This is a genomic window from Vibrio bathopelagicus (genome assembly GCF_014879975.1).
Lineage (GTDB): Bacteria > Pseudomonadota > Gammaproteobacteria > Enterobacterales > Vibrionaceae > Vibrio > Vibrio bathopelagicus.
This window is the reverse complement of record NZ_CP062501.1, coordinates 1,410,492-1,435,239: the sequence shown is the minus strand read 5'-3', so window position 1 is coordinate 1,435,239 and position 24,748 is coordinate 1,410,492. Positions and strand designations below refer to the sequence as shown.

At 44.0% G+C, this 24,748-nt stretch carries 18 protein-coding genes and 2 tRNA genes; 14 read left to right on the top strand and 6 right to left on the bottom strand.

Annotation, left to right across the window (positions count from 1 at the left end; genetic code table 11):
* Window positions 1-73: 73 nt before the first annotated feature.
* Window positions 74-1,792: an aspartate-alanine antiporter gene (aspT, locus tag IHV80_RS22620; protein ID WP_192891059.1), complete on the bottom strand. Its 1,719-nt coding sequence runs from the start codon at window positions 1,790-1,792 to the stop codon at window positions 74-76.
* Between the two features lie 94 nt (window positions 1,793-1,886).
* Window positions 1,887-2,159, bottom strand: a complete 273-nt coding sequence (locus tag IHV80_RS22615; RefSeq protein WP_192891058.1) for a hypothetical protein — start codon at window positions 2,157-2,159, stop codon at window positions 1,887-1,889.
* A 245-nt stretch (window positions 2,160-2,404) separates the two neighbouring features.
* Between IHV80_RS22615 and IHV80_RS22610 the strand changes: the two genes are divergently transcribed.
* The 4 genes from IHV80_RS22610 to IHV80_RS22595 all read left to right on the top strand — a co-directional run bounded on the left by IHV80_RS22610 (window position 2,405) and on the right by IHV80_RS22595 (window position 8,533).
* Window positions 2,405-3,595: an efflux RND transporter periplasmic adaptor subunit gene (locus tag IHV80_RS22610; protein WP_192891057.1), complete on the top strand. Its 1,191-nt coding sequence runs from the start codon at window positions 2,405-2,407 to the stop codon at window positions 3,593-3,595.
* 9 nt (window positions 3,596-3,604) lie between these two features.
* Window positions 3,605-6,652, top strand: coding sequence for an efflux RND transporter permease subunit (locus IHV80_RS22605; RefSeq protein WP_192891056.1), 3,048 nt, complete (start codon window positions 3,605-3,607; stop codon window positions 6,650-6,652).
* Window positions 6,653-6,795: 143 nt separating this feature from the next.
* On the top strand, window positions 6,796-7,488 hold the full coding sequence (locus IHV80_RS22600) for a DUF3313 family protein (protein WP_086712710.1): 693 nt from the start codon (window positions 6,796-6,798) through the stop codon (window positions 7,486-7,488).
* Complete coding sequence (locus tag IHV80_RS22595; RefSeq protein ID WP_192891055.1) at window positions 7,481-8,533, top strand: phospholipase A; 1,053 nt, start codon at window positions 7,481-7,483, stop codon at window positions 8,531-8,533. Before IHV80_RS22600 ends, IHV80_RS22595 begins: the two co-directional genes overlap by 8 nt.
* A gap of 64 nt (window positions 8,534-8,597) precedes the next feature.
* Here the strand turns inward: IHV80_RS22595 and IHV80_RS22590 are convergent, their stop codons facing one another.
* Window positions 8,598-10,544 (bottom strand): winged helix-turn-helix domain-containing protein, encoded by a 1,947-nt coding sequence (locus tag IHV80_RS22590; protein WP_192891054.1) that lies wholly within the window; start codon window positions 10,542-10,544, stop codon window positions 8,598-8,600.
* Window positions 10,545-10,774: 230 nt separating this feature from the next.
* On the opposite strand from IHV80_RS22590, the gene IHV80_RS22585 reads away from it, so the two are divergent.
* The 8 genes from IHV80_RS22585 to copI all read left to right on the top strand — a co-directional run bounded on the left by IHV80_RS22585 (window position 10,775) and on the right by copI (window position 21,622).
* The gene (locus tag IHV80_RS22585) at window positions 10,775-11,410 is read left to right on the top strand and encodes an SDR family oxidoreductase (protein ID WP_192891053.1); all 636 of its coding nucleotides are present in this window, start codon (window positions 10,775-10,777) and stop codon (window positions 11,408-11,410) included.
* Between the two features lie 312 nt (window positions 11,411-11,722).
* A complete protein-coding gene (locus IHV80_RS22580; RefSeq protein ID WP_264158490.1) occupies window positions 11,723-12,778 on the top strand; it encodes an NADH:flavin oxidoreductase in 1,056 nt (351 codons plus the stop codon).
* A 403-nt stretch (window positions 12,779-13,181) separates the two neighbouring features.
* Window positions 13,182-13,829 carry a CatB-related O-acetyltransferase gene (locus tag IHV80_RS22575; RefSeq protein ID WP_192891051.1) on the top strand — a complete coding sequence of 216 codons (648 nt, stop codon included), beginning with the start codon at window positions 13,182-13,184 and terminating at the stop codon, window positions 13,827-13,829.
* Between the two features lie 155 nt (window positions 13,830-13,984).
* Window positions 13,985-14,449 (top strand): hypothetical protein, encoded by a 465-nt coding sequence (locus IHV80_RS22570; protein WP_086712716.1) that lies wholly within the window; start codon window positions 13,985-13,987, stop codon window positions 14,447-14,449.
* A 99-nt stretch (window positions 14,450-14,548) separates the two neighbouring features.
* Entirely contained in the window at window positions 14,549-16,000 is a 1,452-nt protein-coding gene (locus tag IHV80_RS22565) for a TolC family protein (RefSeq protein ID WP_192892205.1), read from the top strand.
* Window positions 16,001-16,010: 10 nt separating this feature from the next.
* A complete protein-coding gene (locus IHV80_RS22560; protein WP_192891050.1) occupies window positions 16,011-17,738 on the top strand; it encodes an efflux RND transporter periplasmic adaptor subunit in 1,728 nt (575 codons plus the stop codon).
* The gene (locus IHV80_RS22555) at window positions 17,735-20,878 is read left to right on the top strand and encodes an efflux RND transporter permease subunit (RefSeq protein ID WP_192891049.1); all 3,144 of its coding nucleotides are present in this window, start codon (window positions 17,735-17,737) and stop codon (window positions 20,876-20,878) included. Before IHV80_RS22560 ends, IHV80_RS22555 begins: the two co-directional genes overlap by 4 nt.
* Before the next feature lie 123 nt (window positions 20,879-21,001).
* Window positions 21,002-21,622 carry a copper-resistant cuproprotein CopI gene (gene copI, locus IHV80_RS22550; RefSeq protein ID WP_192892204.1) on the top strand — a complete coding sequence of 207 codons (621 nt, stop codon included), beginning with the start codon at window positions 21,002-21,004 and terminating at the stop codon, window positions 21,620-21,622.
* Between the two features lie 127 nt (window positions 21,623-21,749).
* On the opposite strand, the gene IHV80_RS22545 is transcribed toward copI, so the two are convergent.
* The 3 genes from IHV80_RS22545 to IHV80_RS22535 form a co-directional block, all read right to left on the bottom strand.
* Complete coding sequence (locus tag IHV80_RS22545) at window positions 21,750-22,007, bottom strand: hypothetical protein (protein WP_192891048.1); 258 nt, start codon at window positions 22,005-22,007, stop codon at window positions 21,750-21,752.
* Between the two features lie 321 nt (window positions 22,008-22,328).
* Window positions 22,329-22,403 (bottom strand) — tRNA-Gly (locus tag IHV80_RS22540).
* Window positions 22,404-22,441: 38 nt separating this feature from the next.
* Window positions 22,442-22,516 (bottom strand) — tRNA-Gly (locus IHV80_RS22535).
* A gap of 524 nt (window positions 22,517-23,040) precedes the next feature.
* Between IHV80_RS22535 and IHV80_RS22530 the strand changes: the two genes are divergently transcribed.
* Window positions 23,041-24,204 carry a threonine/serine exporter family protein gene (locus IHV80_RS22530; RefSeq protein ID WP_004731486.1) on the top strand — a complete coding sequence of 388 codons (1,164 nt, stop codon included), beginning with the start codon at window positions 23,041-23,043 and terminating at the stop codon, window positions 24,202-24,204.
* Between the two features lie 178 nt (window positions 24,205-24,382).
* Entirely contained in the window at window positions 24,383-24,721 is a 339-nt protein-coding gene (locus IHV80_RS22525) for a zinc ribbon domain-containing protein YjdM (protein WP_076654025.1), read from the top strand.
* The last annotated feature ends 27 nt before the right edge of the window (window positions 24,722-24,748 follow it).

Genomic DNA, 24,748 nt, shown 5'->3' with positions numbered 1-24,748 from the left:
GATTAAGTGTTTGGTTCTTGTTCAAGAGGTGTGCTCTTGAACAAGCGGTTGTTCTCTTCAACGAGCGGTTGTTCTAAGAAATTTTGGTAATTAGGTTGACGATAATTGGCCCCCATAAAGTGAGGAAAATATTGGCAACCGCGTAAGTCATGGTGAAACTCGGTACAGGTGTGCTGTTCTGTGTTTTTTCTAGAAGCGACGCGAATGCTGGGTTAGCGCTGCGGCTACCTGCGACAACAGCTAGGGCTTCTACTGGGTTCTTAATTTTCAGCACGTAGTAGTTGAATAGGAACGTAAGTATCTGAGGAATAAGTGTTACTAACACACCAAGTAGCAGCAGGGTTACGCCATTCTCTTTGATTGCAGTCAGTGCTGGAGCGCCAGCGTTGATACCAACAACGGCAACGAACACAGCAAGGCCAAAGGTTTGCATGAAATTAGCTGCGCCATGGTTAATGCTGCCCATGCGTGGTGTGCGCATTCTTAAGTAGCCAACCAAAAGCCCAGAGACCAAGCAGCCTAAACCAGAGCCCAGTGCGATGTGGGAGCCGCCAATCGTAAAACCAATTTCACCGATCAGATAACCCAACACCATACCGAAGGACATGGTTACAAAATCAGTCACACTTGGAAGTGGGCTGTTATAGCCAATTTTCTTCTCGACTTTGGCAAGATCGTCTTTCTGGCCGACGAGTGTGATTTCGTCGCCTAGGTGCAGTTCGGTCTCTGGTAATGTTGAAATGTCATGGCCCATACGTGACAGTTGAGTAATGTAAACACCACGACGAATGCGTGCGTTGGTTTCATCATGAAGCTTGCGTAGCGTGATACCCGCTAACTTTTTGTTAGTGAGTACGACTTTCTTCTGCGTATGAACAACATTGGTTTCTTCGCTAAATTCGCCAAGCTCGATACCAAGAGAGGTCACTTTTGGAAAGGTTTGCGTGAGGCCTGTCAGGTAGACTTTGTCGTCGGCAGCTAAAATAGGGTTCTTTGTTATGTCTAACGTTGAATCTGAATTTTCATATGGGCGGTAGATGGCTTCAATCGTTAGGTCAGAATCGAACGCTTCTTCTAGTTCAACAACGCTTTTACCCACGAACATCGAATTTGCCGTGACCTGATAAGCGCGAGAAGACACACGGTTTAATGCCGAGAACTCGCCTTCATTGAGTTGCTTGCTACCAGAGCCCATTTTTTCTGCGAGCTTTTTCGCTTCTTTAGTGATGTTCCAGCCCATTACCATAGGGATGAGTGACATCATCAAGATAGGGCCAAGAGAGCCGAAGATGTATGTGATCGAGTAACCTACAGCTACATTTGTTTTGAGTGTTGAAGTTACATCGGGCGCGAGGTTGAGCTGATCAATAGCGTTACCTGCAGTACCAATGATTGCTGATTGTGTTAAACCACCCGCCGCAAGACCTGCCGCTAAACCTTTGTCTAGTCCTGCCCATTTAGAGAGCAACACAACCGTTACCAATCCTACAAACGTCATCACGAATGAAGCGAATAAGCGTGTTAATGATGAAAGGCGGAATGATGAGAAAAACTGCGGTCCGCCGTTGTAACCTACCACGAATATAAATAACGCAAAGAAGATGCTTTTTACTTCGTTGGAAATCGCGATTCCGCCGATTTGACCAAGCCCTACTGCAACCAAAAGTGAACCTGCGATTCCACCTAATTCAAACTTACCGATTTTAATTTTACCGATTAAGTAACCAAATCCTAATGATAGGAATAGAGCTATAAACGGATAGTCTCTTAATTGTTCAATAATAAATGACATGATAAACCTTTAATGAAATAGTTTTTATATTTCATAATTAATAATATGTTGATGTTAAATTACAGAGTGTTTTCGTTATCTGTAGTTATTCAACCTAAGAGTTGTGTTTCTTATGGTGTAATCGTGAAGCCTTTTTATGGTCACGGGTTTTATCTTTGTGATGCTTATTATGATGACCATCTGGATGGTGATTAACTAAATGCTTATGACCTTCAGGTTCTCCGCCATGTGGCTGGCCTGAATGAGAAGGCTGATGCGCTCTATATTCTAGATGATCCTTGTTATGTTTATGGTCGACTTCTTCACCATATACACGTTTCATTTTTTCTTTAATAGCGACTTTCGTGTGGTGTTCTTGATTAGACATATTAATCTCAGTTAGTTGTTTAAGGAACGATGAGGATTATATCTATCGAGTGGGAATATAAATCATGTTCAAATAAAATCGACATAAAGGGATAAAATGACTTTTACTTGATAAAGACTTAGCAACTTCTTGTATCTGTTGGTTTTATTTTTATTTTATATAGCTTTACTTCGATGTTATATGAGTTTGATTTATTGACGGTGTCGATAGATAGAATAGCCGGACTTTAAACACAAGGTGAACACATGAGTAAGTATAAAGGCGTAATTGTCGGGTCAGCTCTATTTATATTATTGTCTTTTGTATTTGGCTTTCATTATGTGAAAAGCGAAATAATAAAAGAAAAGGTAGCAAGTTTTAAATTACCAGCGACATCTGTAACAACAGAATTAGTAAATAAAGAAGTTTGGAATGAGACTTTGCAAGTGATAGGTAACATTCATGCAAACCAATCGATAAATCTGACAAGCCAAATGTCAGGACAAATAAAAGATGTGCTTTTTAAATCGGGTCAATTTGTCAATAAAGATGATGTTCTCATTAAATTAGATGACGCTTTATTAAAAGCTAATCATAAAAGCCAGTTAGCGAAAGTTGAATTAGCAAGAACGGAATTGAAAAGAAATAAAAAGCTACTTAAAAATAATAGCGTCTCTCAGAATTCGGTAGATAAACTTGCAGCTCAATTTAATGCTGAATCTGCGAAACTCGAGTACATCTCTACTCAGGTTGAATACATGAAAGTTAAAGCGCCTTTCTCTGGCAATGTTGGAATTAGAAATGTTGACGTGGGTGACTTTATTAACTCAAGCACAGCGATTGTTGACCTTGAAGATAGCTCTCAACAGTATGTCGATTTTTCTATTTCTGAGCTTTATCTTCACAGTGTGAAAGTGGGGCAGGATCTCAAGTTTGAATCTGACGCAGCTAACGATGCTGAGTATCACGCAACGATTACGGCGATTGAACCAAGCTCAGATGCCAATACTCACAATATCGAATTGCGCGCGGTAACGACTCAACCTGTTCCGTTGGAATCGGGAATGTATGTGGATGCCACGCTGACCACTTCAGATTCAACTTCGGTGATCAGTGTGCCTTCAGTCGCGATCAGCTACACCTTGTCTGGCGATACTGTATTTGTTCTTGATACATCAACAAAACAAGTGAGTACGAATTCTGGCAGCGCAAGCTCTGACGACAAAGATTCAAGCAGCCAAGGTTCAGAGAAAGCAGATACACCATTTTATGAATACAAAGTGGTGCAACGTACTGTTGAAATTGGCCCGAAACAGGGGGGTTATGTGGGTGTTATTTCTGGTTTAAAGGAGGGCGACGTGGTGGTGACATCGAATCAACATCAGCTTAAAAACGGCGGTCTGGTTTTAGTGAACAATCAACGACCTCTTGTTACCAATACTAAGCCAAGTAAATAGGATACTCCCATGACATTTACTGATGTATTTATCAAACGTCCGGTTTTGGCGACGGTATTAAGCCTTGTGTTGTTGGTGTTAGGTCTAAAGGCCTTTACCTCGCTGCAAGTGCGCCAATACCCAGAAATTGAAACGGGTGTGATTACCGTTACCACCAGCTATCCCGGTGCTAGTGCATCGAGCGTGCAAGGTTATGTTACCCAGCCGTTGCAGGCTGAAATCGCCCAAACTGCGGGCATTGACTACATGACATCAGACAGTGCCTTGGGTAAATCGGTCATTACAGTGTACTTGAAACTGGGTTACCCATCAGACGGCGCGCTGACAGAGATTTTGTCTCTGGTGCAGCAAGTGAAATACAAGCTGCCTTCTGGGGTATTGGATCCGAGCATTCTTAAATCGACATCTCAATCGCCAATTTTATATGTCTCTTTCTCAAGTGATACGCTGAAAACAGAGCAGGTGTCAGACTATGTCAGCCGAGTGGTGAAGCCGACCTTCTCAACCGTAGAGGGTGTATCTAAAGTCGATATGTTGGGCCAACAAGATTTCGCGATGCGTATCTGGCTAAAACCTCAAAAGTTGGCGTCTTATGGTTTGACCGCTACTGATGTACAAAACGCGTTGCGAGCAAACAACATCGTTAGCGCCGCGGGTAAATTACAAAACCCTTATATCGAAGTCGATATCAATGCTCATACCGATTCTAGCTCTGTAGAAGACTTTAAAAACATGTCGCTCAAAGCGCATGACGGACAACTGGTGCATTTGAAAGACGTTGCCACCGTGGAACTAGGCGCGGCGACTTATGACTCAGACGTTGAGTTTAATGGTGTGACGACGGTTGCTACTGCGATAAGCAATACTGCAACGTCTAACCCTCTGACCGTGGTTGAAGGTATTTACAAAGTATTACCTCAGATTGAAGCTGGCTTACCAGATGGTATGAAAGCAGATGTAGTGTATGACTCGACCAAGTTCATTGAGACATCGATTGATGAAGTAGCAAAAACGCTGATGGAAGCGGCTCTGATTGTTGTGATCGTTATCTTTGCGTTCCTCGGTTCTATGCGTGCGATGTTAATACCGTTAGTGACGATTCCGTTGTCTCTAATTGGCTCGATGTTTTTCATGTTGAGCATGGGTTTCAGTATTAACCTGTTGACGTTATTGGCGATGGTTCTTGCGATCTCTTTGGTGGTTGATGATGCGATTGTGGTGGTGGAGAACACCTTCCGTCACCTAGAAGATGGCACCAGCCCAATCAAAGCTGCGATCGACAGTGCGCGTGAAATCGCAGGTTCTGTTATTGCGATGACCATCACTTTAGCCGCGGTGTATGCACCAATCGGTTTCATGGGCGGTTTGACCGGTAAGTTGTTTACCGAGTTTGCTTTCACCTTGGCGGGCTCTGTTCTGATTTCAGGTTTTATCGCACTTACACTGACGCCGATGATGTGTTCAAAGCTGCTCAACAAGTCGGTATTGGATGGAAAACTGGTTAAGAAAATTGATGTTGTTATTGCTGGTGTAACAGAGCGTTACCGAAAGGTACTTGAGCATGTGCTTAATAACCGAGTTTATATCTGGCCAGTGGTCGGAACATTGCTGATCAGCTTGGTGTTTATGTTTATGAATACCGCTTCTGAGCTGGCACCTGAAGAAGATCAGGGCGTAATGATTGTTATGGGGCAAGGTCCTGCTCAAGCCAATACGGATTATATTCGTCACTTTACTCCGGCTCTCATCGACGCCATCGGAAAGAACGATGAAGTGGAAATGACCATGCTAGACAACGGTTACATGCACAACAATGCGTTCTTTGGTTTAGGCGTATTGAAAGATTGGGACTCTCGCGAAGCAACGGCAAAAGAGGTGATGCAGCGCTTCCAAAAAGAGAGTTCGGTCTTACCAGGTTTGCAGGTGTATACTTTCTCACCACCAGACTTACCAGGCACACCACAAGGCTTGCCATTCCAAATGGTATTGAAGACGCCAACTGGCTCGTATCAGGATCTTTATCAGTACGCTGAACAACTAAAAGAGTATGCACAGAAGAGCGGTAAGTTTATCTACGTGCAGAGCGATCTTAACTTCAATAAACCACAAGTTGAGATCAAAATTGACCGTGATAAAGCGGCGCAAATGAATGTGAGTGCTCAGGACATCGGTACCGTGCTGTCTCGCTTTATTAGTGAAGGCTTCGTGAACTACTTCTCGATGGATCAACGCAGCTATCAGGTTATCACGCAAGTACCGAACGAGAACCGTAACTCTTGGGATGATTTGAAGAATTACCACGTACGCTCGAATACAGGCGAAATGGTTCCACTAGCGTCTTTAATCGAGATTAGCCAGTCGGTACAGCCTTCGAAAGTGGATCAGTTCCAACAGCTAAACAGCGCCATGATTGAAGCGAAAATGGTGCCGGGGATCAGTATTGGTGAAGCTTACCAAGTGATGGAAGAGGGCGCTGCGCAGATATTACCTAAGTCTTACAGCACGGATACTTCTGGGCAGCTACGTCAGTTCTTGCAAGAAGGGTCATCATTAGTAACGACGTTCTTCTTAGCCTTGGTGATTATCTACTTAGTTTTGGCAGCGCAGTTCGAAAGCTTACGCGATCCGATGGTGGTACTCACCAGTGTGCCGCTGTCGATCTTTGGTGCCTTAATGCCACTGTATTTGGGCATTGATACGCTCAACATCTACACCGAAGTTGGATTGGTGACCTTAATCGGACTCATCAGTAAACACGGAATCTTGATTGTTGAGTTTGCAAATCAGATTCAACAAGAATTGAAGTGCAGTCGTCGTGAGGCGGCAATCCGTTCAGCCACAGTGCGAATGCGGCCTGTATTGATGACAACTGCAGCCATGGTCGTGGGTGTTGTGCCGCTGCTGATAGCAAGTGGTGCAGGGGCTCAAAGTCGATTCTCGATTGGCTTGGTGATTACTGTTGGTATGTCAATCGGCACGCTGTTTACGTTGTTTGTGGTACCAACCGTTTACACCTACTTAGCAGCCGACCATACAGGACAGGAACAAGATGCTTAGTCAGCGTGAAAATTTAGATATCACGAAAAGCTAATCAGTAAAACAATCCACTAACACGAAAACTTAATCGTCACGAATCCCAATTTATGAGCCTGACCGCTTAGGGATTCGTGCACTCAAAATTCAGGAAATTAGAGGTTCACATGAAACTACATTACTTATACCCACTACTTGCGTTGTTCACGGTTGGCTGTGCTAGCTCGGTACCGAATAAAGAAGAAATCAAAAGCGTCGACTCAGATCATTACTTTGTTGATAGCCAGTTTGATGACGACATGGCGGGGATGTCTTGGATAGCTAAGGACAGTACATCCATGCATTTTAATGAATTTAAGTTCGAAACGGTCGGAATCAAAAAGACAGGGGTAGATAAACAAGTATCTCAGCAAGTTCAGTCTCAGTTTAAAGCGGAAATTGCGAAGCAGGTGGATAAAAAGCTGGCTGAGAAACTTCAGGGCTATAAGAACCAAATTTTGGAAAATAATGAGTTAGACATCAGCATCATGCTGTATGGGATTGAAGACATCCCAGAGGATTTACGTCTTACAGAAGTCATTCCTGTTGGGACAGTGATTGGTGCAATAAAATATGCTGCGGGAACGAGAGATCGCTCCATACGCATAATTGCTAGCGTTGACTTGAAGGTTCATGAGTCGTCTGAACTTATTGGTCGTCGTATATTCGTGGTTAATAACAATGGTGTTCTCGAAAATGATAAATCAGAGATCACAATCGAGATGCTAGGTAAGAACATCGAGCAAATTACCAAGCAAGCTGTCGACTTTGCTTTTGAAGTTGCTTACTTAAATAAAAACCAAGGCAAGCGAGATGAGTAGTCGACAAGATAAGCCGAGTAGTAGCACCTCATATCTGAAGTTGAGCTCACTCATGCTAGCTTGTTGTGTCAGTGTTCAGGCTCATGCGGAGGAGAACGACTACCAACAATGTATTTTAGATTCGCTTACAAAAGCGACAAATCAGCAAAATATTGAGTGGTTGAAACAGCAGTGTACGTCGTTCAGTTCAGAGGTCGATGTTAGTGCGAAAAGTCAGGAAGATGTAGACAAAACAGCTACTCGTTCACCGGAACAGAAAGTTTCTCGGTTAAAGCTGGAATACACAACAGAGGACAACCCTTTTGTCATAACGCCTTATCGCTTGAACTACATTTTGCCTGTTACCCACATGACGAACGTCAATACTGAGCCATATAGCAGCGATCGGTTTGGAGGTAAAGCGGACGATCTTAGTGACGAAGAAGTGAAACTTCAATTGAGTATGAAAGTACCTTTGGCTGATAAGGGAGTGTTTAATCAAGAAGATAAAATCTACTTTGGTTTCACTATCAAATCATTCTGGCAAGCGTATTCTTCAGATATATCGGCACCGTTTAGAGAGACAAACTATCGTCCTGAGATTTTTTATGAAACTCCGTTAGGTATTGAGTCAACTAATGGTGTTTGGTTTTCTCGTTTTGGGCTTGAGCATGAATCGAATGGCAGAACTGAAGAACTTAGCCGCAGCTGGAATCGTGTTTATGCTGGGGTAGGTTATATGGAAGATGCCTTCGCAGTGTACTTTCAGCCTTGGTACCGCATACCAGAATCAAGCAGCAGTGACGACAACCCAGACATCGAAGATTATATGGGACATGGCGAGTTGTCGGGTGTGTATAAGTGGGACGATACCGAACTATCAATGGTTGGGCATTATAACGTTAATACGGGGTACGGGGGCGTTCAAACCTCAATGAGTTTTCCTCTGTATGGGCGGCTTAAAGGGTATGTTCAGTACTACAAAGGTTATGGGGAAAGCTTGATTGACTATGACTACAATAGCGAGCGAATTGGCGTCGGTATTTTGCTAACCAACGCCTTGTAGGAGGCATTAGTTAGCCAATCAATATAGCCAATGCACAAAAGCACTGCGTTCGGTGGTGCTTCTCCTAATCAACTATTTCGAGTTTAGATTCAATTTCAGAGATATTGCTGTTAAAGAACAAGGTTTGTGCAATTTTCAAAACAACCGGATAGCCAGACTCTAAAATGGTTTCATAATAGAACTCTTCAGCAGCAGCAGGGTTGCCTTTTGACTCTTCTAATTTAGCTAAGATAATCATCGACATGACGTTGTAATCGTTTCTCGGTATTAAGGTCATATACCTCTCAGCTTCACTGGGGTTATCTTGTGTTAGCGAGTAGGCGGCGAGTGCATCGTATACTCGATAAGAGGTTGGACTGTTCTCTGCTAAAAGAAGCTTCTTGCCGAACCGGTCGTTAAGTTTTTGAACCAGTTTTTCTTTTTGTGAAGACTTCAATAGAAATATGTCGGCAAGTTCATACAAATAACGACTCGACATTAGAAAGTGATTATCAGGCTCAAGCTCGTTGGCTTCGATGATCTTCTTTAAGGTATCTGTTCTATCCAGAGTCATGAAGGTCAAACCAAGAGATTCGAGAGTCAGTTGTAGCGACTCTTCTTGTTTAGGTAACTCAGAAATTTGTTGTCTTAAAATGGATTTTTGGATGTCGATATTAAATGAGTCCAATAAATCGTCGAGCATGTTACGCATAGTGGTGTGCAGTGAAGAGGCATCAATCAGATAATCACGCCCTAAATGCTTGAAGTTGGAGATACGGTTGAAATAGGTAATATCCAGATACTCTCTGTCGCCATCAACTTTGCTTTTAAAGCTGACCACGTTTGCGGAGTTTGGCACTAAGGTTTCGTCCACCACGATGCGAAAGTCACGATAGGTCGTAAGGTAGCTCATTAATTTATGAACGATGCCGCGTTTAAAGGCATCATTTTTCAAACTTTCATCAATTCTGACGTAGATATAGCGTGGTTCAAGCGACAAGTAATGAACCGAAGCGTGTGCTTTGTGGTTTTCAAGAACTTGGTTATTCGTTACTTGATTTGCCTTGTCAGTCGTCTCCGAAGAGCGGCTTTCAGAATCAAAGAGATCAGTCATGCCATCAATGGATGAGTTTGCGTTATTGTCGGAAGATGAAGCGGTATATGAGGAAGAAGTCGATGACTGTGAACTCCACCAAAACACACCAATGGCGATGACAATAGCGCTTACCACGATGGCCAAGCGATAGGGTTTTCTCTGCGTTCTTTCTGGCTTTGTAGTGGTGTCGTTCCTTGTTGCTGTACTTTTTGCATAGTTGGCAGAGGGCTGATCTGGTCCATTTGTTAGATCATTAGAATCGCGCGTTTTGCTTGATGCTTCATCCCGATTAGGGTGGATATTGGAAAGCGGTGTTTGGTTATTTTGTGTATTGTCGCGATGATTTTTTTTGTCGTGAGTTCGGTGGGTTTCAGTTTGGTGTTGTGTATGAGCTTGAGGCACCTGTTCATGAGGTGCTTTTGAATCTTCAACCTCATCGTGATTTATGGGTTGGTCAACAATGACCGCTGCCCCATTTATTGGTTGAGGTGAGTCTTGTTGCGTCTTTATTGAGGAGTCGGAAGTAGATGCAGATTCAGGTTGTTCAGTATTTTCATATACATCGGAAACCGGCAAGGTCTTGGTCACCATTGAAGGGTGAATCAAAATAGTTTTCTGAACCTCAACATCTAGCTTATATCCTCGCTTGGGTACCGTGATGATATAACCCATCGAGTGTCGCTCGGCAGATTTCAATGTTTTACGTAATTCGAAAATCGCTTGAGTGATCACTTGATCCGTTAAGATCGACCCGTTCCAAACCTCATTAATCAACTCATCTCGCGAGAACACAATGTTCGGATTCTGACAAAAAAAGTCCAGTAGTTTGGACAAACGGTTGTCGATAATCACGTCTTCTTCGTTCATGATGAGTTTGTCTTCATCAGGAATAAATAACCACACGTCGAAAGAATATTGAATGCGTTCTTTTTTCATAACCACCGAGACTAAGTCATTGTATTAAAATTACTTTAGTAGACATGTTGGGGCAATTCAATTAACCAATGTTTAATTATGATACGTGGTCGTGCTTTTGAGAGGATTAGTGAGATCTAGCAAAAAATTAAAATAATATTGAGACTTATTCTCATTTGTTGATCTTGATAAAGGAACGGTTTAAATTGTCCGGTTAGTATCACTACAACATGAATATTATGAGGTTTTTTATGAGTACGGTCGTTGTATGGGGAGCAGGAAGTGGACTGGGTGCTGCAATAGTTGAGCATTTTCACAAACAAGGTTATCAAGTTATAGCGGTTGCGAGAAACCCAGAGAAAAACACGCGCTTGGCTGAACTTGGTGTGACCACACTTCGCTGTGATGCTACCGATCAAGAACAAGTTGAATCTGTGGTCGCTCAGTTACCTAAATCAGCACTCATTGTTTCTAGCATGGGTAGCTTCAGAGCTGACACTCCCGTTGATTACATTGGACACCGGCATTTGACTGATGCGCTTGAAGCCAATGGCATTGCTCGATTTGTGCTGGTAACGTCGTTGGGTTGTGGTGACTCTTGGCAGTATTTGTCGGAGCGTTCTAGAAAAGGGTTTGGCGCTGCGGTTCGTGAAAAGTCGTTGGCAGAAGCTTGGATAGCCTCTAGTGCTTTGGATTACACCATCTTACGTCCGGGTGGCTTGTTGGATGGCAAGGAGACTGGCAACGGTGAGCTTTCCCAACAAGTGGAAGTGCATGGCGTGATTTACCGACAAGAAGTGGCTCGCTTAATCGAAACTGTATTGGCGAATGACGCGAGTATCGGACAAGTTTATCAATGTATTGATCCTACAGTTCAGTATGGCTAAATCATGATAGCGCTGTCTTGAGGTATTTCCATCTAGCTATAAATTTGCAAGGCCGTTTAGTCTAACTGAACGGCCTTTTTGTTTTCTGTCCTCAATTACCTTCCATTCTAATCAAATGCTGCCTGTTTCTTATATGAGAGTGCTGTTCTCTTAATCTAGATTAAGTTTTGCCTGTCATGATCTCTGTAGTATCCGCGTCAATCAGCCTCACGTTAGATGGGGCAATTGCGTAACACGATTGAATGAGGAATAGATTTGAGTATTTTGTTTACAGAAACCCGCATTGGTACCATGACACTGAAAAACCGTTTTATGAGAAGTGCAACGTGGGAAAATATGGCGACTGAAGATGGTCATATGACAGATAAACTTTACGCTATCTATGAAGAGTTGGCTCAAGGCGAGGTTGGCTTGATCGTGACGGGTTACGCAAACATCGTTGAAGAAGAAAAGCCGAATGCTGGCATGATGGGTATGTATAACGACTCGTTTATCGATGAGTACAAAAAGCTGACTCAACTGGCCCATGACAACGATTCTAAAATCGTGATGCAATTGGCTTATGGCGGCACCAAAACCACGCATGATCTTGGCGAACGAGTGATCTACGCACCGAGTGAGGTTCCTGAAAAAGGGACTCAAACACTGGGTAAAGCAATGACCAAAAAGGAAATTGATTACATCGTTGATGCGTTTGCCAAAGCGTCACTAAGAGCGAACCAATCGGGTTTTGATGGTGTTGAGATTCATGCGGCACACACCTACTTGATCAACCAGTTCTTAAGCCCTTATTACAATCAACGTGAAGATGAATACGGCGGTAGCTTAGAAAATTGCATGAGATTCTTGCTTGAGATCTACACGGCAACACGCAAGTTGGTGGGTGACGATTTCCCTATCTTGGTTAAGCTGACCGCTTCTGAGTTTTTCGAGGGCGGTGTGACCTTCGATGAAACGCGTTTGGTGTGTAAAAAGCTAGAAGAAGTAGGCGTTGATGGCATTGTCGTTTCTGGCAACATTCATGGCAAAGCAGACACCATGATTGGCGAGTCACACGATGGCTTTACCATTCAAGCTGAAGGTTACTTCCATGAATACGGCCATGCAATTAGCCAGGATATCGATATTCCAGTAATCACGGTAGGCGGCTTAACGGATTTTGATGCCATTGAAGCGATCGCAAACAACACGGGCATAGAGTACTTCGCACTTTCACGCCCTTTGTTATCGGAGCCGCATCTAGTGAAACGCTGGAAAGAGGGCGACCGAAGCCCTGTTGAGTGTGAAAGATGTTCTAAGTGTCGCACTAAGCGCGGTAACTTCTGTGTGGTAAACAAAGATAGAAAAGTACAGCTTGCGCGCATGTAGTCGTTGAACCTATATCTAAAAATATAACCGAGTCTGCTCCTGTTTAATACCACAGGTTCAGACTTGCCCTGTGTTCTACGAACTTATATTTGAAACCTTATTAATCACATTTCTCTGTCAAATTGGTGCGTACTAAGGGATACAATCCACACGTAAATTTTCCAATCGAGTTATTCTGAGCATACTGTGAAATTACTTCCCCTCTTAAAGCAACCTCGAATCCACTGACGCCTCTTTAGTTTTAGCGACATTGCTATGATTTAAGCGTGATACTTACTATTTAACTCAATAGAAGCTGTGTTTATTGGGACGTTAGCTTGTGCACCTCAGATCTGCAACGTCGAATGTTTTGATATTTAAACGAATAAAACGAATAAAACGAATAAGTTAATCAGAGGTAGAAATGCAAAATAAGCATTGGTCTAAATTCGAATTGCTTCATGAGGTTGTTACTAACCCCAACATTCACATCAAGGGTCAACACAGTTATTACAGCGATTGCTGGGATAACGGGTTTGAGCGTTCAGTCGTGCGTTACCTGCATGGTGACGAGATCAGCCGTCAGTGGGAGCCTCGCTGGGAAATTGATGAGCTCTACATCGGCGATTACGTCTGCATTGGTGCAGAGGTCGTGATCCTAATGGGCGGCAATCACACCCACCGAGTTGATTGGTTCTCTTTGTATCCATTTATGGATGTGATCGAAGACGCCTACATCGGCAAAGGCGATACCCATATCAAAGATGGGGTTTGGCTAGGGATGCGTGCCATGATCATGCCGGGCGTGACCATTGGAGAAGGGGCGGTTGTGGCTGCGAACAGTGTAGTAACCAAAGATGTGGAACCTTACAGTATTGTGGCTGGCTCCCCAGCAAAAGTGGTCAAACACCGCTTCGAGAAGACTGTTATCGAAGAGCTAATCTCAATGAAGATATACGACTGGCCGCCAGAAAAATTTGAATCATTGAGGCAGCACTTGTGTGATTCGGATTTAACCGCTCTTAAAAATGCGATGGCTGAATATGATGCACAGAAGTTGTTGAATACTTAACAGTATCTAAAGAAGGAGCACTCTACAGTCCATGAGTGTTCTTTTTGTTCATCTATGCAGCAGTTATTATCAATTTCATCAAATATTTGCCCTTTCGGGTTGACCTTACCCTAAGGGGAACGTTTATAGTTGCGCTATAAATTTAAAGGTAAGTTATGACAAACACATTCCGAACAACTTGGATTACTGTGTTCAGCATTATTGCAATGTTGATGTCTAGCTATGCCTCAAGCTCATCAGTCATGATGACCAATATGATGACTGCTCAAATGGGTTCGAGCCAGTCGGCTTGTTACCACAGTGACGATTCAGCGAACGGTATGATGGCAGGATGTCATATCATGAACACCGAATCACACGCTGAACACTCCAATATGGATGCTCAGGCCTTTATGACTCAATGTCATATGCCTTCGGCGAGCGAAGATGGTGACAACATGATGGGAAGTCACTGCTCAGGCGCTGACTGCTGTGCTTCTGTTTGCTCTACCGCTTCACACCCAATTCAGGCTATTCAAGCCGCTAATCTCTTTGCCTATTCTCTAGCTCGTTTTCAATCTGTCACTATTGGCCAGAAAGTCGCACGTGCTCAATCTTTGTTACGCCCGCCTACCGCATAAATCTATATCTAAAAACATAGCGATATCAGACTCATAAATCTGATACGCCAATCTTTTATATGCGTTATTTAACGCTAGATATGGACATTCATTGTGAATATAAAACCAACAACCTCCGTGTTTGGAATAAACGCGAGTGTCGTGGTCGCTGCTGCCTTTGTTTCAAGTGTTACGCTACCTGCAACCTTGTTTTCAAGTGCTGCGTTAGCTGCTGTTTCGGACTCAGCACGAGCTTCAGAACTCACGACTAAAGCTGATCAACAGAGCTCAACACAGCAACTTAATATGTTGATTGAGATAGCACTGAACCAAGACAGTAACCGAAAGCAGTATTTCGCCCAATCGCAAGCGATGAGAGAAACAGGTGTCGCGAGCGCGACCTTAATGGATCCTAAATTGAAAGTCGGATTTGGCGGGCTACCCGTTGATAGCTTTCAGTTTGATGAAGACCCAATGACCAATATCTCTGTCGGTTTGATGCAGCAGTTTGAGCGTGGTAATACGCTTGATCTTCAGCAGAAAAAAGCGGGTCAGCAAGCGGATGGAATAGCTCTTCAAGTACAGGCTCGTGAACTTACCGTTGCTAATAGCATGACGCAGCTTTGGCTTGAACTGGGCTATCAACAAGTCTCTGAAAGCGTTATGCGTGAAAACCGACGCCTATTGGTCGAGTTAGAAAACTATGTCCAAACCAATTACTCGATTGGTAAAAGTGAAGCGCAAGACTTGCTCAATGCTCAGCTTCAAGTCAGTAAGATTGATGAAAAACTGCAAGCTAATCAGCAAGTTCAACGTCGTCTGATCTCTCAGCTGTCTGAATGGTTGGGCTCTGATTGGTTAGGTTCTCAAGCTATTGACTCCCAGGGCGTGCTTCATGCTACTAACCAAGTTGATTGGACAAGTTTGGAAAGCAAATTAGCGGGAACCGAGAACACTGTATCTACCAAGCACTATCAACTACTAACCAATCATCCATTAGTTAAGATCGTCGATGCGACTATTTCGTCGAATCAAACTCAGGTTGAGTTGGCTGAGCAAGCTTATACGCCTCAGTTTGGTGTGGAAGTAATGTATGCCCATCGACAAGCAAACAACATGGCGGGTGAACCTGCTTCTGATCTTGTCAGCGCTTACCTAACGGTCGACATCCCACTGTTTACTGGCAATCGCCAAGACAAGAACTTGTCTGCAGCTCAGTATCAAGTTGGGGCAGCCAAATCCCAAAAGGACACCTTACTTTCTCAAATGAACGCTCAGGTGAATGCGTTATTAGTGGATAGGTCGAACCTTTCTCAACGTTTAGAGCGATATCAACGTACCTTGCTTCCACAGACAACCGCTCGAATCAGTGCAGTGGAAAGAGGTTATCAAAACAATACCGCGCAGTTTAATGACGTTATCGCCGCAACGGCTGACGAGCTTGCCTTGAAACTTGAACAACAGCGCTTGATCACCGATCTCAACATCGTTAATAGCAAGCTCGCAGCTTTAATCAGTGGCTTTGAATATCAGGTTGAACAGCCACAACTTGCCGCTCCAACCAATCAATAAGGAATAGATAATGAAATCAGTAAAAGTCGCGACAATCGCTTTATTGGTCGGTGGTGCATTAGGTTTTAGTGCGAACTACTTTCTCTTGAATTCAACTCACGATATGTCAGCAATGGGCGGCGCAAGTGCGGCGAGCTCGGCTGAGGATGCAAGCAACGAACCACTGTATTGGGTCGCGCCAATGGATCCCAATTATCAGCGTGACAAGCCAGGCCAGTCACCAATGGGAATGGATCTAATCCCGGTGTATGCCGATGACCTAAGTGGTGGTACAGACAAGGCTGGCACCGTGTTCATTGATTCATCAGTGGAAAATAATCTTGGTGTGAAAACAGCGAGTGTTGAGTTTGAAGCTTTGTCACCACGAATTGAAACCGTTGGTTATGTGGCGTTTGACGAAAGTACGTTATGGCAAACCAATGTAAGGGCAGCAGGCTGGGTAGAGAAGCTTTATATCAATGCTGTCGGAGAGAAGGTGAATAAGGGTGATGTACTGTTCACTCTCTACTCTCCAGAACTTGTCAAAGCCCAAGAAGAACTGATAAGTGCTTATAAAACGGGTCGTAAAGGGTTGATCAAAGGCTCGACTGAACGCTTGATTACCTTAGGTGTAGATAAAGCTCAGATACGTTCGATTACTCGCCAAGGCAAGGCCTCGCAAACCATAGAAATCAAAGCTCCCGCGAATGGCGTTATCGCGAGTCTCAACATCCGAGAAGGTGGTTATCTTTCGCCGGCGCAAGCGGTAATCAGTGCTGGGCCTCTCAATGAGGTGTGGGTCGATGCCGAAGTGTTTGAACGTCAAGCTCACTGGATCTCATTTGGCAGCAATGCAGAGATGACGCTGGACGCGATTCCCGGCAAGGAGTGGCAGGGGAATGTGGATTACGTGTATCCCATCCTTGATCCTAAAACTCGCACCTTGCGCGTGCGTTTGAAGTTCTCTAACCCAAATGGCGAGCTTAAACCGAACATGTTCGCAAATATCGCGCTGAAACCAATTAGTGATGATGTCGTACTTACAATACCAAGGTCGTCGGTTATTCATTCCGGTGGCATGACGCGAGTTGTGCTTTCTGAAGGTGAGGGTAAATATCGCTCTGCACGAATAGAGGTAGGCCGTGAAGCTGGTGACAAGGTTGAGGTTCTACAAGGCCTTGAGCAAGGCGAAAAGATTGTTACATCTGCACACTTCATGCTTGATTCGGAATCTAGCCAGTCCGCTGATCTGTCTCGAATTAATGGTGTGGAAGAGCAAGCCGAAACGGTTTGGGCAAAAGGTGAAATTTCGGATGTGATGCAAGGTAGTCGCATGGTGACCATCAATCACCAACCTGTACCTGAGTGGGAATGGCCGGGCATGGTAATGAATTTTACTTTTGCCGAAGGTTTAGACATGAGTGACGTTAAGCGTGGTCAAGTTATTGATTTTGAAATGATGAAGACAGAATCAGGTCAATATGAGGTTGTTGACTACAAGGTCAACGAACACCAAATGGCGGGCGAAGTTTGGGTGAAAGGACAAATCACAATGCTGATGGCGGACTTCGGTATGCTTACGGTAAATCACAAGCCCGTACCAGAGTGGGATTGGAAGGCCGGAGAAATGAACTTCCAAGCGAGTGAAGACCTTGACCTATCCGAATTTTCTGAGGGTCAACCGATTCGGTTTCTAGTGGCCAAGCAAGGTTCTGATTATGTACTCAAATCTTTAGAAGCAGGTGAGGGTACACTATGATCAATGCAATCATTCGTTGGTCTATCAGTAACCGATTCTTGGTTCTGGTCGCGACCATGGCGATAGTGTTTGGTGGTCTATACAGCGTTAAAAATACGCCCGTCGATGCTATCCCTGATTTATCTGATGTTCAGGTGATCATTAAAACCAGTTATCCGGGTCAAGCGCCGCAAGTGGTCGAAGATCAGGTAACGTATCCATTAACCACCGCCATGCTGGCTGTACCGGGAGCTGAAACAGTTCGTGGGTACTCTTTCTTTGGTGATTCGTATGTCTACATTATTTTCAATGATGATACCGACATGTACTGGGCGCGTTCACGTGTATTGGAATACCTAAGTCAAGTTGCACCTAACCTACCATCAAGTGCTAAGCCAACATTAGGGCCAGATGCAACCGGTGTGGGCTGGGTTTACAGCTATGTATTGCAAGACAAAACAGGTCAGCACGACCTTGCGGAACTTCGTAGCCTGCAAGATTGGTTCTTGAAGTACGAGCTACAAACTGTCGATGGCGTCTCTGAAGTGGCGACCGTGGGCGGCATGGTGAAGCAATACCAGGTGCAGATTGATCCTGCCAAGCTGCGTGCTTACGACTTAACGCTTCAGCAAGTCAATATGGCGATCCAAAACGGTAATCAAGAAACCGGTGCCTCGGTGGTTGAAATTGCTGAAGCTGAGCACATGGTTCGCACTACGGGTTACCTGACGAGTATTGAAGACATCCAATCACTTCCATTAAAAGTGACCGACAAAGGTACACCGTTGCTATTGGGTGATATTGCCGACATTAACCTTGGTCCGCAGATGCGTCGTGGTATCTCTGAATTGAATGGTGAAGGTGAAGCGGTTGGTGGCGTTATCGTGATGCGCTTTGGCGAAAATGCCAGTGAAGTGATTGACTCTGTTAAGAATAAACTCGCAGAGCTGCAAGCCGGTTTACCAGATGGCGTTGAAATTGTCGCCACCTATGACCGTTCAACTCTGATTGATTCTGCGGTTGAAAACTTATGGAAAAAGCTAGCCGAAGAGTTCCTAGTCGTGGCGATTGTGTGTGCGCTGTTTCTATTTCACATTCGTTCGTCTTTGGTTATCGCACTGAGCTTACCTGTTGGTATCTTGGGGGCGTTCATCGTTATGCACTGGCAGGGCATTAATGCGAACATCATGTCCCTCGGTGGTATCGCCATAGCCATTGGTGCGATGGTGGATGGTGCTATTGTGATGATAGAGAACGTTCATAAACACATAGAACGAACGCCGTTGACCGATAAGAACCGTTGGCAGGTGATTGGTAAAGCGGCAGAAGAAGTCGGTGCTCCGCTGTTCTTCTCACTCATCATCATTACCTTGAGTTTTGTGCCTGTGTTCGCGTTAGAAGGGCAAGAAGGCAAGATGTTCTCGCCTCTAGCGTTTACTAAAACGTATGCAATGGCTGCAGCAGCAGGTTTAGCGATCACGCTTGTGCCAGTGCTAATGGGTTACTTCATTCGTGGCAACGTACTACCTGAACACAAAAACCCCGTGAACCGTAGTTTAGTCGCGATGTATAAGCCATTGCTCAACTTAAGCCTTAAGTATCCAAAAGTGATGATTGTCATCGCGCTAGGCTTGATGGCTTCTGCGTATTACCCAACCAGTAAGCTTGGTAGTGAGTTCATTCCTCCTTTGGATGAAGGTGACTTGATGTACATGCCAACCACTTATCCAGGGATCTCGATAGGTAAAGCGCGTGAATTGCTCCAGCAAACCAACAAGTTAATTAAAACCATCCCAGAAGTTGAAACTACATGGGGAAAAATCGGACGTGCAGAAACGGCAACGGATCCCGCACCTCTGACCATGATTGAAACGGTTATTCAGCTAAAACCTCGCGATGAGTGGCGTGACGGTGTCACTACGGAGTCATTGCGTAAAGAGTTCGATGAGCTGATTCAGTTCCCTGGTTTAACCAATGCTTGGGTAATGCCAATCAAAACTCGTATCGATATGTTAGCGACGGGCATCAAAACCCCAATCGGCATCAAAATCGCAGGTCCAGATCTTAGTGTCATTGAGGACATTGGCTCTCAGCTTGAACCTATCTTAAATGGTGTCAGCGGAACGGCTTCTGTATACGCCGAGCGTGTAGCTGGTGGACGCTATGTCACGATAGACATCAAGCGCCGCTCAGCAGCTCGTTATGGATTGAGCATCAAAGAGGTTCAGCAGGTTATCTCAACCGCTGTTGGTGGGATGAATGTAGGTGAAACTGTGGAGGGGCTGGAGCGCTATCCAATCAACGTTCGATACCCACAAGATTACCGAGATTCAGTCGTGAAATTACAGGGTTTGCCATTGGTGACACCAAATGGAGCTCGTATTGCGCTATCTGATGTCGCAGACATTCGTTATGAAGACGGTCCACCAATGATCAAAACAGAGAATGCGCGTCCTAATGGTTGGGTGTTCGTTGATATTGATGGTCGTGATCTTGGGTCATATGTCGCTGAAGCGCAAAAGGTGGTTGCTGAGCAAGTCGTATTGCCTGCGGGTTACTCGCTCGCTTGGTCTGGCCAATATGAATACATGGAGCGCGCAAAAGAGCGCTTGAGTGTGGTGGTTCCTATCACCATTGCCATCATTATGTTGTTGCTCTACCTAAGTTTCCGTCGTGTCGGGGAAGTCATGATGATCATGCTGACACTGCCGCTAGCGATGGTGGGTGGTCTTTGGCTGATGCATGTCCTCAACTACAACTTCTCAATTGCGGTGGGTGTTGGCTTCATCGCGCTAGCCGGTGTTGCGGTAGAGATAGGTGTCATCATGTTGGTGTACCTCAACCAGGCGTGGCATTACAAAAAACTCGATGCCGAACAGAACCAACAAAAACTTCAACTTACTGATTTAACCGATGCCATTCGTGAGGGGGCAGGGCTTCGAGTTCGTCCTGTAATGATGACCGTGCTTACCGTCATTATCGGTTTGATTCCAATCATGTACGGCGAAGGCACAGGTTCGGAAGTTATGCAGAGAATAGCTGCGCCGATGATAGGGGGAATGGCGTCTGCGCTACTGCTTACTCTGCTGGTGTTACCTGCAATCTTTAAGTTATGGAAACAGCGTGAAATTACCCAGATTGAAAAGGAATTGAATAAGTAACTCACTAATTAAAATGAATATTACTGTCCTTATCCATTCTGAAATGGGTAAGGACAAATCAAACTCTATCACTAAAGCAGAATAACTTAAGTGATTAAACGACGAGAAAGTTAAGGAATTATGATGAAAAAAACGATGATTGCTATTGCCCTAACGCTAACTACTGCGACAGCTTTTGCTGAAATGGGTCACTCTAAGATGGATGATTCAATGATGAAGAACGGTGAAATGGATCACTCTATGATGGACGGCTCGATGATGAAAAATGGCGAGATGGACTACTCTAAGATGGATCATTCAATGATGAAGAATGGCAAAATGGATCATTCAAAAATGATGAGCATGGACGGAATGATGGATATGGAAGGCATGTCTGAAGTGGGTATGCCTGCTAAGGGAGCTAAGCCAGATAAAGTCGTTCACGTTCTGCTAAGTGACGATATGAAAATCACTTTCAAAAATAAAGTCGATATTGAGCCCAATGATGTGGTTCAGTTTGTAGTGATGAACACCGGTAAGATTGACCACGAGTTCTCTATTGGTTCTGCAACAGAGCAGTTAGAGCATCGTGAAATGATGAAAAAGATGGGTAACCATGCGCACGATTCCGGTAGCACTGTTACCGTTAAACCTGGCAAGGCGAAGCAACTGCTTTGGCACTTCCATGGTGATAACAACGTAGAATTCGCATGCAATATTCCTGGTCACGCAGAAGCGGGTATGGTGAAGTCGATAACGCTTTAGACGTTAATCAATAGCTCTGTGTGGGATTTGATAATTCTATGAGGGCTTGAAAACTAAAGATAAGTCTTAACTTATACTCAAAGTGCTTTGCTGAGAAATATTCGTTGAGGCTTATCTTTATTCATAGTCACTGTAGCAAGATAGAAGTTTCAAGCAGGTGGTGTGCTTCGCCACTTAGGTGCGGTAGCTCTGCCATGATCTTTTTAAACTTATCGTCGATTGATTCTGCTTCATTCAGCGATCGAAAAGCCAGTACAGCCTGTTCAGGTTCGCGGTTCACATAACCTTTCAATGTATCTAGCTGAATTTTATTGGCATTCTCAACTTTTGCTAGAGCGACATTAATTGCTTCGATGTTAATTGTTAACTCATTGCTTTTAAACATTTTTATTATTTATGGGTTGTTGCTAATGGGCGCACATTAACACAACTGTTTTTTCGGATATTGACCGAGATTATTAAATTGGAACAATTTTGAAAATCATTTAAAGCTGAGCTGCAATGTGTGATTTGGACAAGTACAAGAAATACGAAACGATTTAAGGAGTTAATAGAGCGAGCTGGTGAATTAGCGTTGGTTGGTCAATCGAGGTTTAAATAAATAGGTTTAGTCAGTATAGATTAATGACTATGGACTTAACGAACGGAGACGTTTTTGAATAGGGTGACGCTGGAAGAAAGCTCGTAATGAATCTTCAGGAGAAGTTGGAGCGTGCAGCGGGAATCGAACCCGCATCATCAGCTTGGAAGGCTGAGGTAATAGCCATTATACGATGCACGCACACTGTCTTATGAGTAAGACTGAGGCATCAAGAAGACTGGAGCGTACAGCGGGAATCGAACCCGCATCATCAGCTTGGAAGGCTGAGGTAATAGCCATTATACGATGTACGCACATCGTCTTAACGAGATTGATAATGCCACATCTAACTGAAAACGAAACCTTTTTCTTTCATTTTTATTCTAAGTGCTCGCATAACCACCACACCGCTAGTTTTTCAATCATGTTCGGCGTTTTCAGAGTGAATAAAATGTGACTAAAATCTCCTTATAAGGAGGACGAGAAATAACAGTAAATTCCATGCTGCTTTTGTGATGAGTTCTCTTTGATTTATAAATCCACTTTGGCGGTGTTGAGTTGTCATAAAATTCATGAAAATTAAGGAATTTTAAGTGTTAACATAAACTGATTTTTATTCGTATTTTTGAGTCCGTTAATAACAATCTGAATGCATAGATTTAACTTATCAACCTGTCATAATATTCAGCAAACCAATCCCAAATGAGTAGAGTTATAGACACTTCTAAGCGTTTGCAGAAAAAAGTAACGAGTTCAGTTGATAATTCACGCAAAAGTCTCGTCATTCCGTCTATCGTTTGGTACATTTGCCGCACATTTTGTCTCCCCTAAAATACCCATGCCTTCTCAGTTCCGAATTAACAAAATTGTTGAAATTGGTGACACTCTTCATCGCAGTGGCTGTGCTCCTTACAAGCTCGAGAAATACACTCAATTCTATGCAAAAAAGCATGGTGTTGATGTGATGATCCAAGCAACGCCAACTGCGATTAACTATCAATTTCCAGACGATAACAACGCCGTTATTCTTAAGCGTCTAAAGCCTGCTTCTATTAACCTGAGTTTGTTGGCCAATACAATCATTCGCATTAACCAGCCAAGCAGTGAGCCTGTCCCTGAGCCTGTCGGTTATTCTAAATTTGTGACTGCTCTTGCTAATATGGGTATACCGCCTGCGTATTTAATGCTGGTGGGCAGTACGTTGGAAGCGGTCGGCTTTTCTGCGTTATTGGGTTTGATGGTTTGGGTATGTCAGCAAGTTCTTCATTCACGTCGCGCTATTGCGGTTGAGTTCATCTCGGCACTGTTAACGGGTATTTTCGTAGCCTTTTTGGCAAGCACAGGGTTACCGATTCCGGTGTGGGCGCTGTGTATCGCCTCTATTGTATTGTTCGTCCCCGGGTTATCCATAGCCAACGCATTAGAGTGTTTGGCGTTTAATGATCTAGTTTCTGGTACTAGCTTGTTAGGGCAGAGTGCCTTAACCCTGATAAAGCTGTTTGTCGGGATAATTATGGGGCTCAATATTGGTGAAGCGATATGGGGACAAGCGGTCTCCATCGACTATACCAATGCGGTACCGATGTGGATGCATATATCTGGCTTGGTGCTGATCTCTGTATCTATCGGTGTGATGTTCAATGCACGCCCGAAAGACATCTTGCTTGGCTTACCAGTTGCGGTTCTCGGTATGTGGGGACCGTTCTATCTAGGTTTTGATAGTGGTTGGGTTGTAGGCACTTGGGTCACGACGGTTCTTATTACTTTGTACGGAACTTGGATTGCCAAGAAGATGGAGCTCACGGGCTCTATTTATATCGTGCAAGGGATCATCATCTTGGTTCCGGGTAGCCGAGTATTAGTGAGTGCTAGCCAGTCAGTGTTTGAACAATCGATTTTGCCGATTCCAAGTATTGGTTTGTCTGCGTTATTCATGTTCTCGGCAATCGTGGCAGGGCAAATCACCGCTTACTCCATTTACTCACCAAAAGTTGAACGCTAAGCTGTTCCGCTTCTCAAACCTTTTAACAAACACAGCTTATCGGCTGTGTTTGTTCGTTTTGGGCACTGTTCTTTTTAAGATAATGAACTCCCCAAGAAACTTGTTAGATTTATGCTCGCTAAGCCAAACAAGAGTCATTAAAATGGACGCAAATTCTATTTAAATGAAGTATTAACGTATGTCTTTACCTCCTTGCCCGCAATGCCAATCTGAATACGTCTATCAAGACCAAAACAACCTAATCTGCCCCGAATGTGCCTACGAATGGAACCCAGAAGAAGAGCGTCTAGAAAGAGAGGCCGCGCGTGTTAAGGACGTTAACGGTGCAGTGTTAGATACCGGCGACAAAGTTACTTTCATTAAAGATCTAAAAGTGAAAGGCAGTTCTAGCGTATTGAAAATCGGTACTAAAGCAGTGATTCGTCGCATCAATGAAGGCAAGGATCACCAGTTAGATTGCAAGCTTGATGGTGGCGGTGAAATGTTGGTAACAGCGAAATACGTGAAAAAGCAGTAACCATTCTTTCGAACAATTGTCGTAAAT

Bases quoted from the DNA above. Each gene is read 5' to 3' on its own strand.
- aspT (WP_192891059.1), bottom strand. From the start codon at position 1,792: ATGTCATTTATTATTGAACAATTAAGAGACTATCCGTTTATAGCTCTA.
- IHV80_RS22615 (WP_192891058.1), bottom strand. From the start codon at position 2,159: ATGTCTAATCAAGAACACCACACGAAAGTCGCTATTAAAGAAAAAATG.
- IHV80_RS22610 (WP_192891057.1), top strand. From the start codon at position 2,405: ATGAGTAAGTATAAAGGCGTAATTGTCGGGTCAGCTCTATTTATATTA.
- IHV80_RS22605 (WP_192891056.1), top strand. From the start codon at position 3,605: ATGACATTTACTGATGTATTTATCAAACGTCCGGTTTTGGCGACGGTA.
- IHV80_RS22600 (WP_086712710.1), top strand. From the start codon at position 6,796: ATGAAACTACATTACTTATACCCACTACTTGCGTTGTTCACGGTTGGC.
- IHV80_RS22595 (WP_192891055.1), top strand. From the start codon at position 7,481: ATGAGTAGTCGACAAGATAAGCCGAGTAGTAGCACCTCATATCTGAAG.
- IHV80_RS22590 (WP_192891054.1), bottom strand. From the start codon at position 10,544: ATGAAAAAAGAACGCATTCAATATTCTTTCGACGTGTGGTTATTTATT.
- IHV80_RS22585 (WP_192891053.1), top strand. From the start codon at position 10,775: ATGAGTACGGTCGTTGTATGGGGAGCAGGAAGTGGACTGGGTGCTGCA.
- IHV80_RS22580 (WP_264158490.1), top strand. From the start codon at position 11,723: ATGAGAAGTGCAACGTGGGAAAATATGGCGACTGAAGATGGTCATATG.
- IHV80_RS22575 (WP_192891051.1), top strand. From the start codon at position 13,182: ATGCAAAATAAGCATTGGTCTAAATTCGAATTGCTTCATGAGGTTGTT.
- IHV80_RS22570 (WP_086712716.1), top strand. From the start codon at position 13,985: ATGACAAACACATTCCGAACAACTTGGATTACTGTGTTCAGCATTATT.
- IHV80_RS22560 (WP_192891050.1), top strand. From the start codon at position 16,011: ATGAAATCAGTAAAAGTCGCGACAATCGCTTTATTGGTCGGTGGTGCA.
- IHV80_RS22555 (WP_192891049.1), top strand. From the start codon at position 17,735: ATGATCAATGCAATCATTCGTTGGTCTATCAGTAACCGATTCTTGGTT.
- copI (WP_192892204.1), top strand. From the start codon at position 21,002: ATGAAAAAAACGATGATTGCTATTGCCCTAACGCTAACTACTGCGACA.
- IHV80_RS22545 (WP_192891048.1), bottom strand. From the start codon at position 22,007: ATGTTTAAAAGCAATGAGTTAACAATTAACATCGAAGCAATTAATGTC.
- IHV80_RS22530 (WP_004731486.1), top strand. From the start codon at position 23,041: ATGCCTTCTCAGTTCCGAATTAACAAAATTGTTGAAATTGGTGACACT.
- IHV80_RS22525 (WP_076654025.1), top strand. From the start codon at position 24,383: ATGTCTTTACCTCCTTGCCCGCAATGCCAATCTGAATACGTCTATCAA.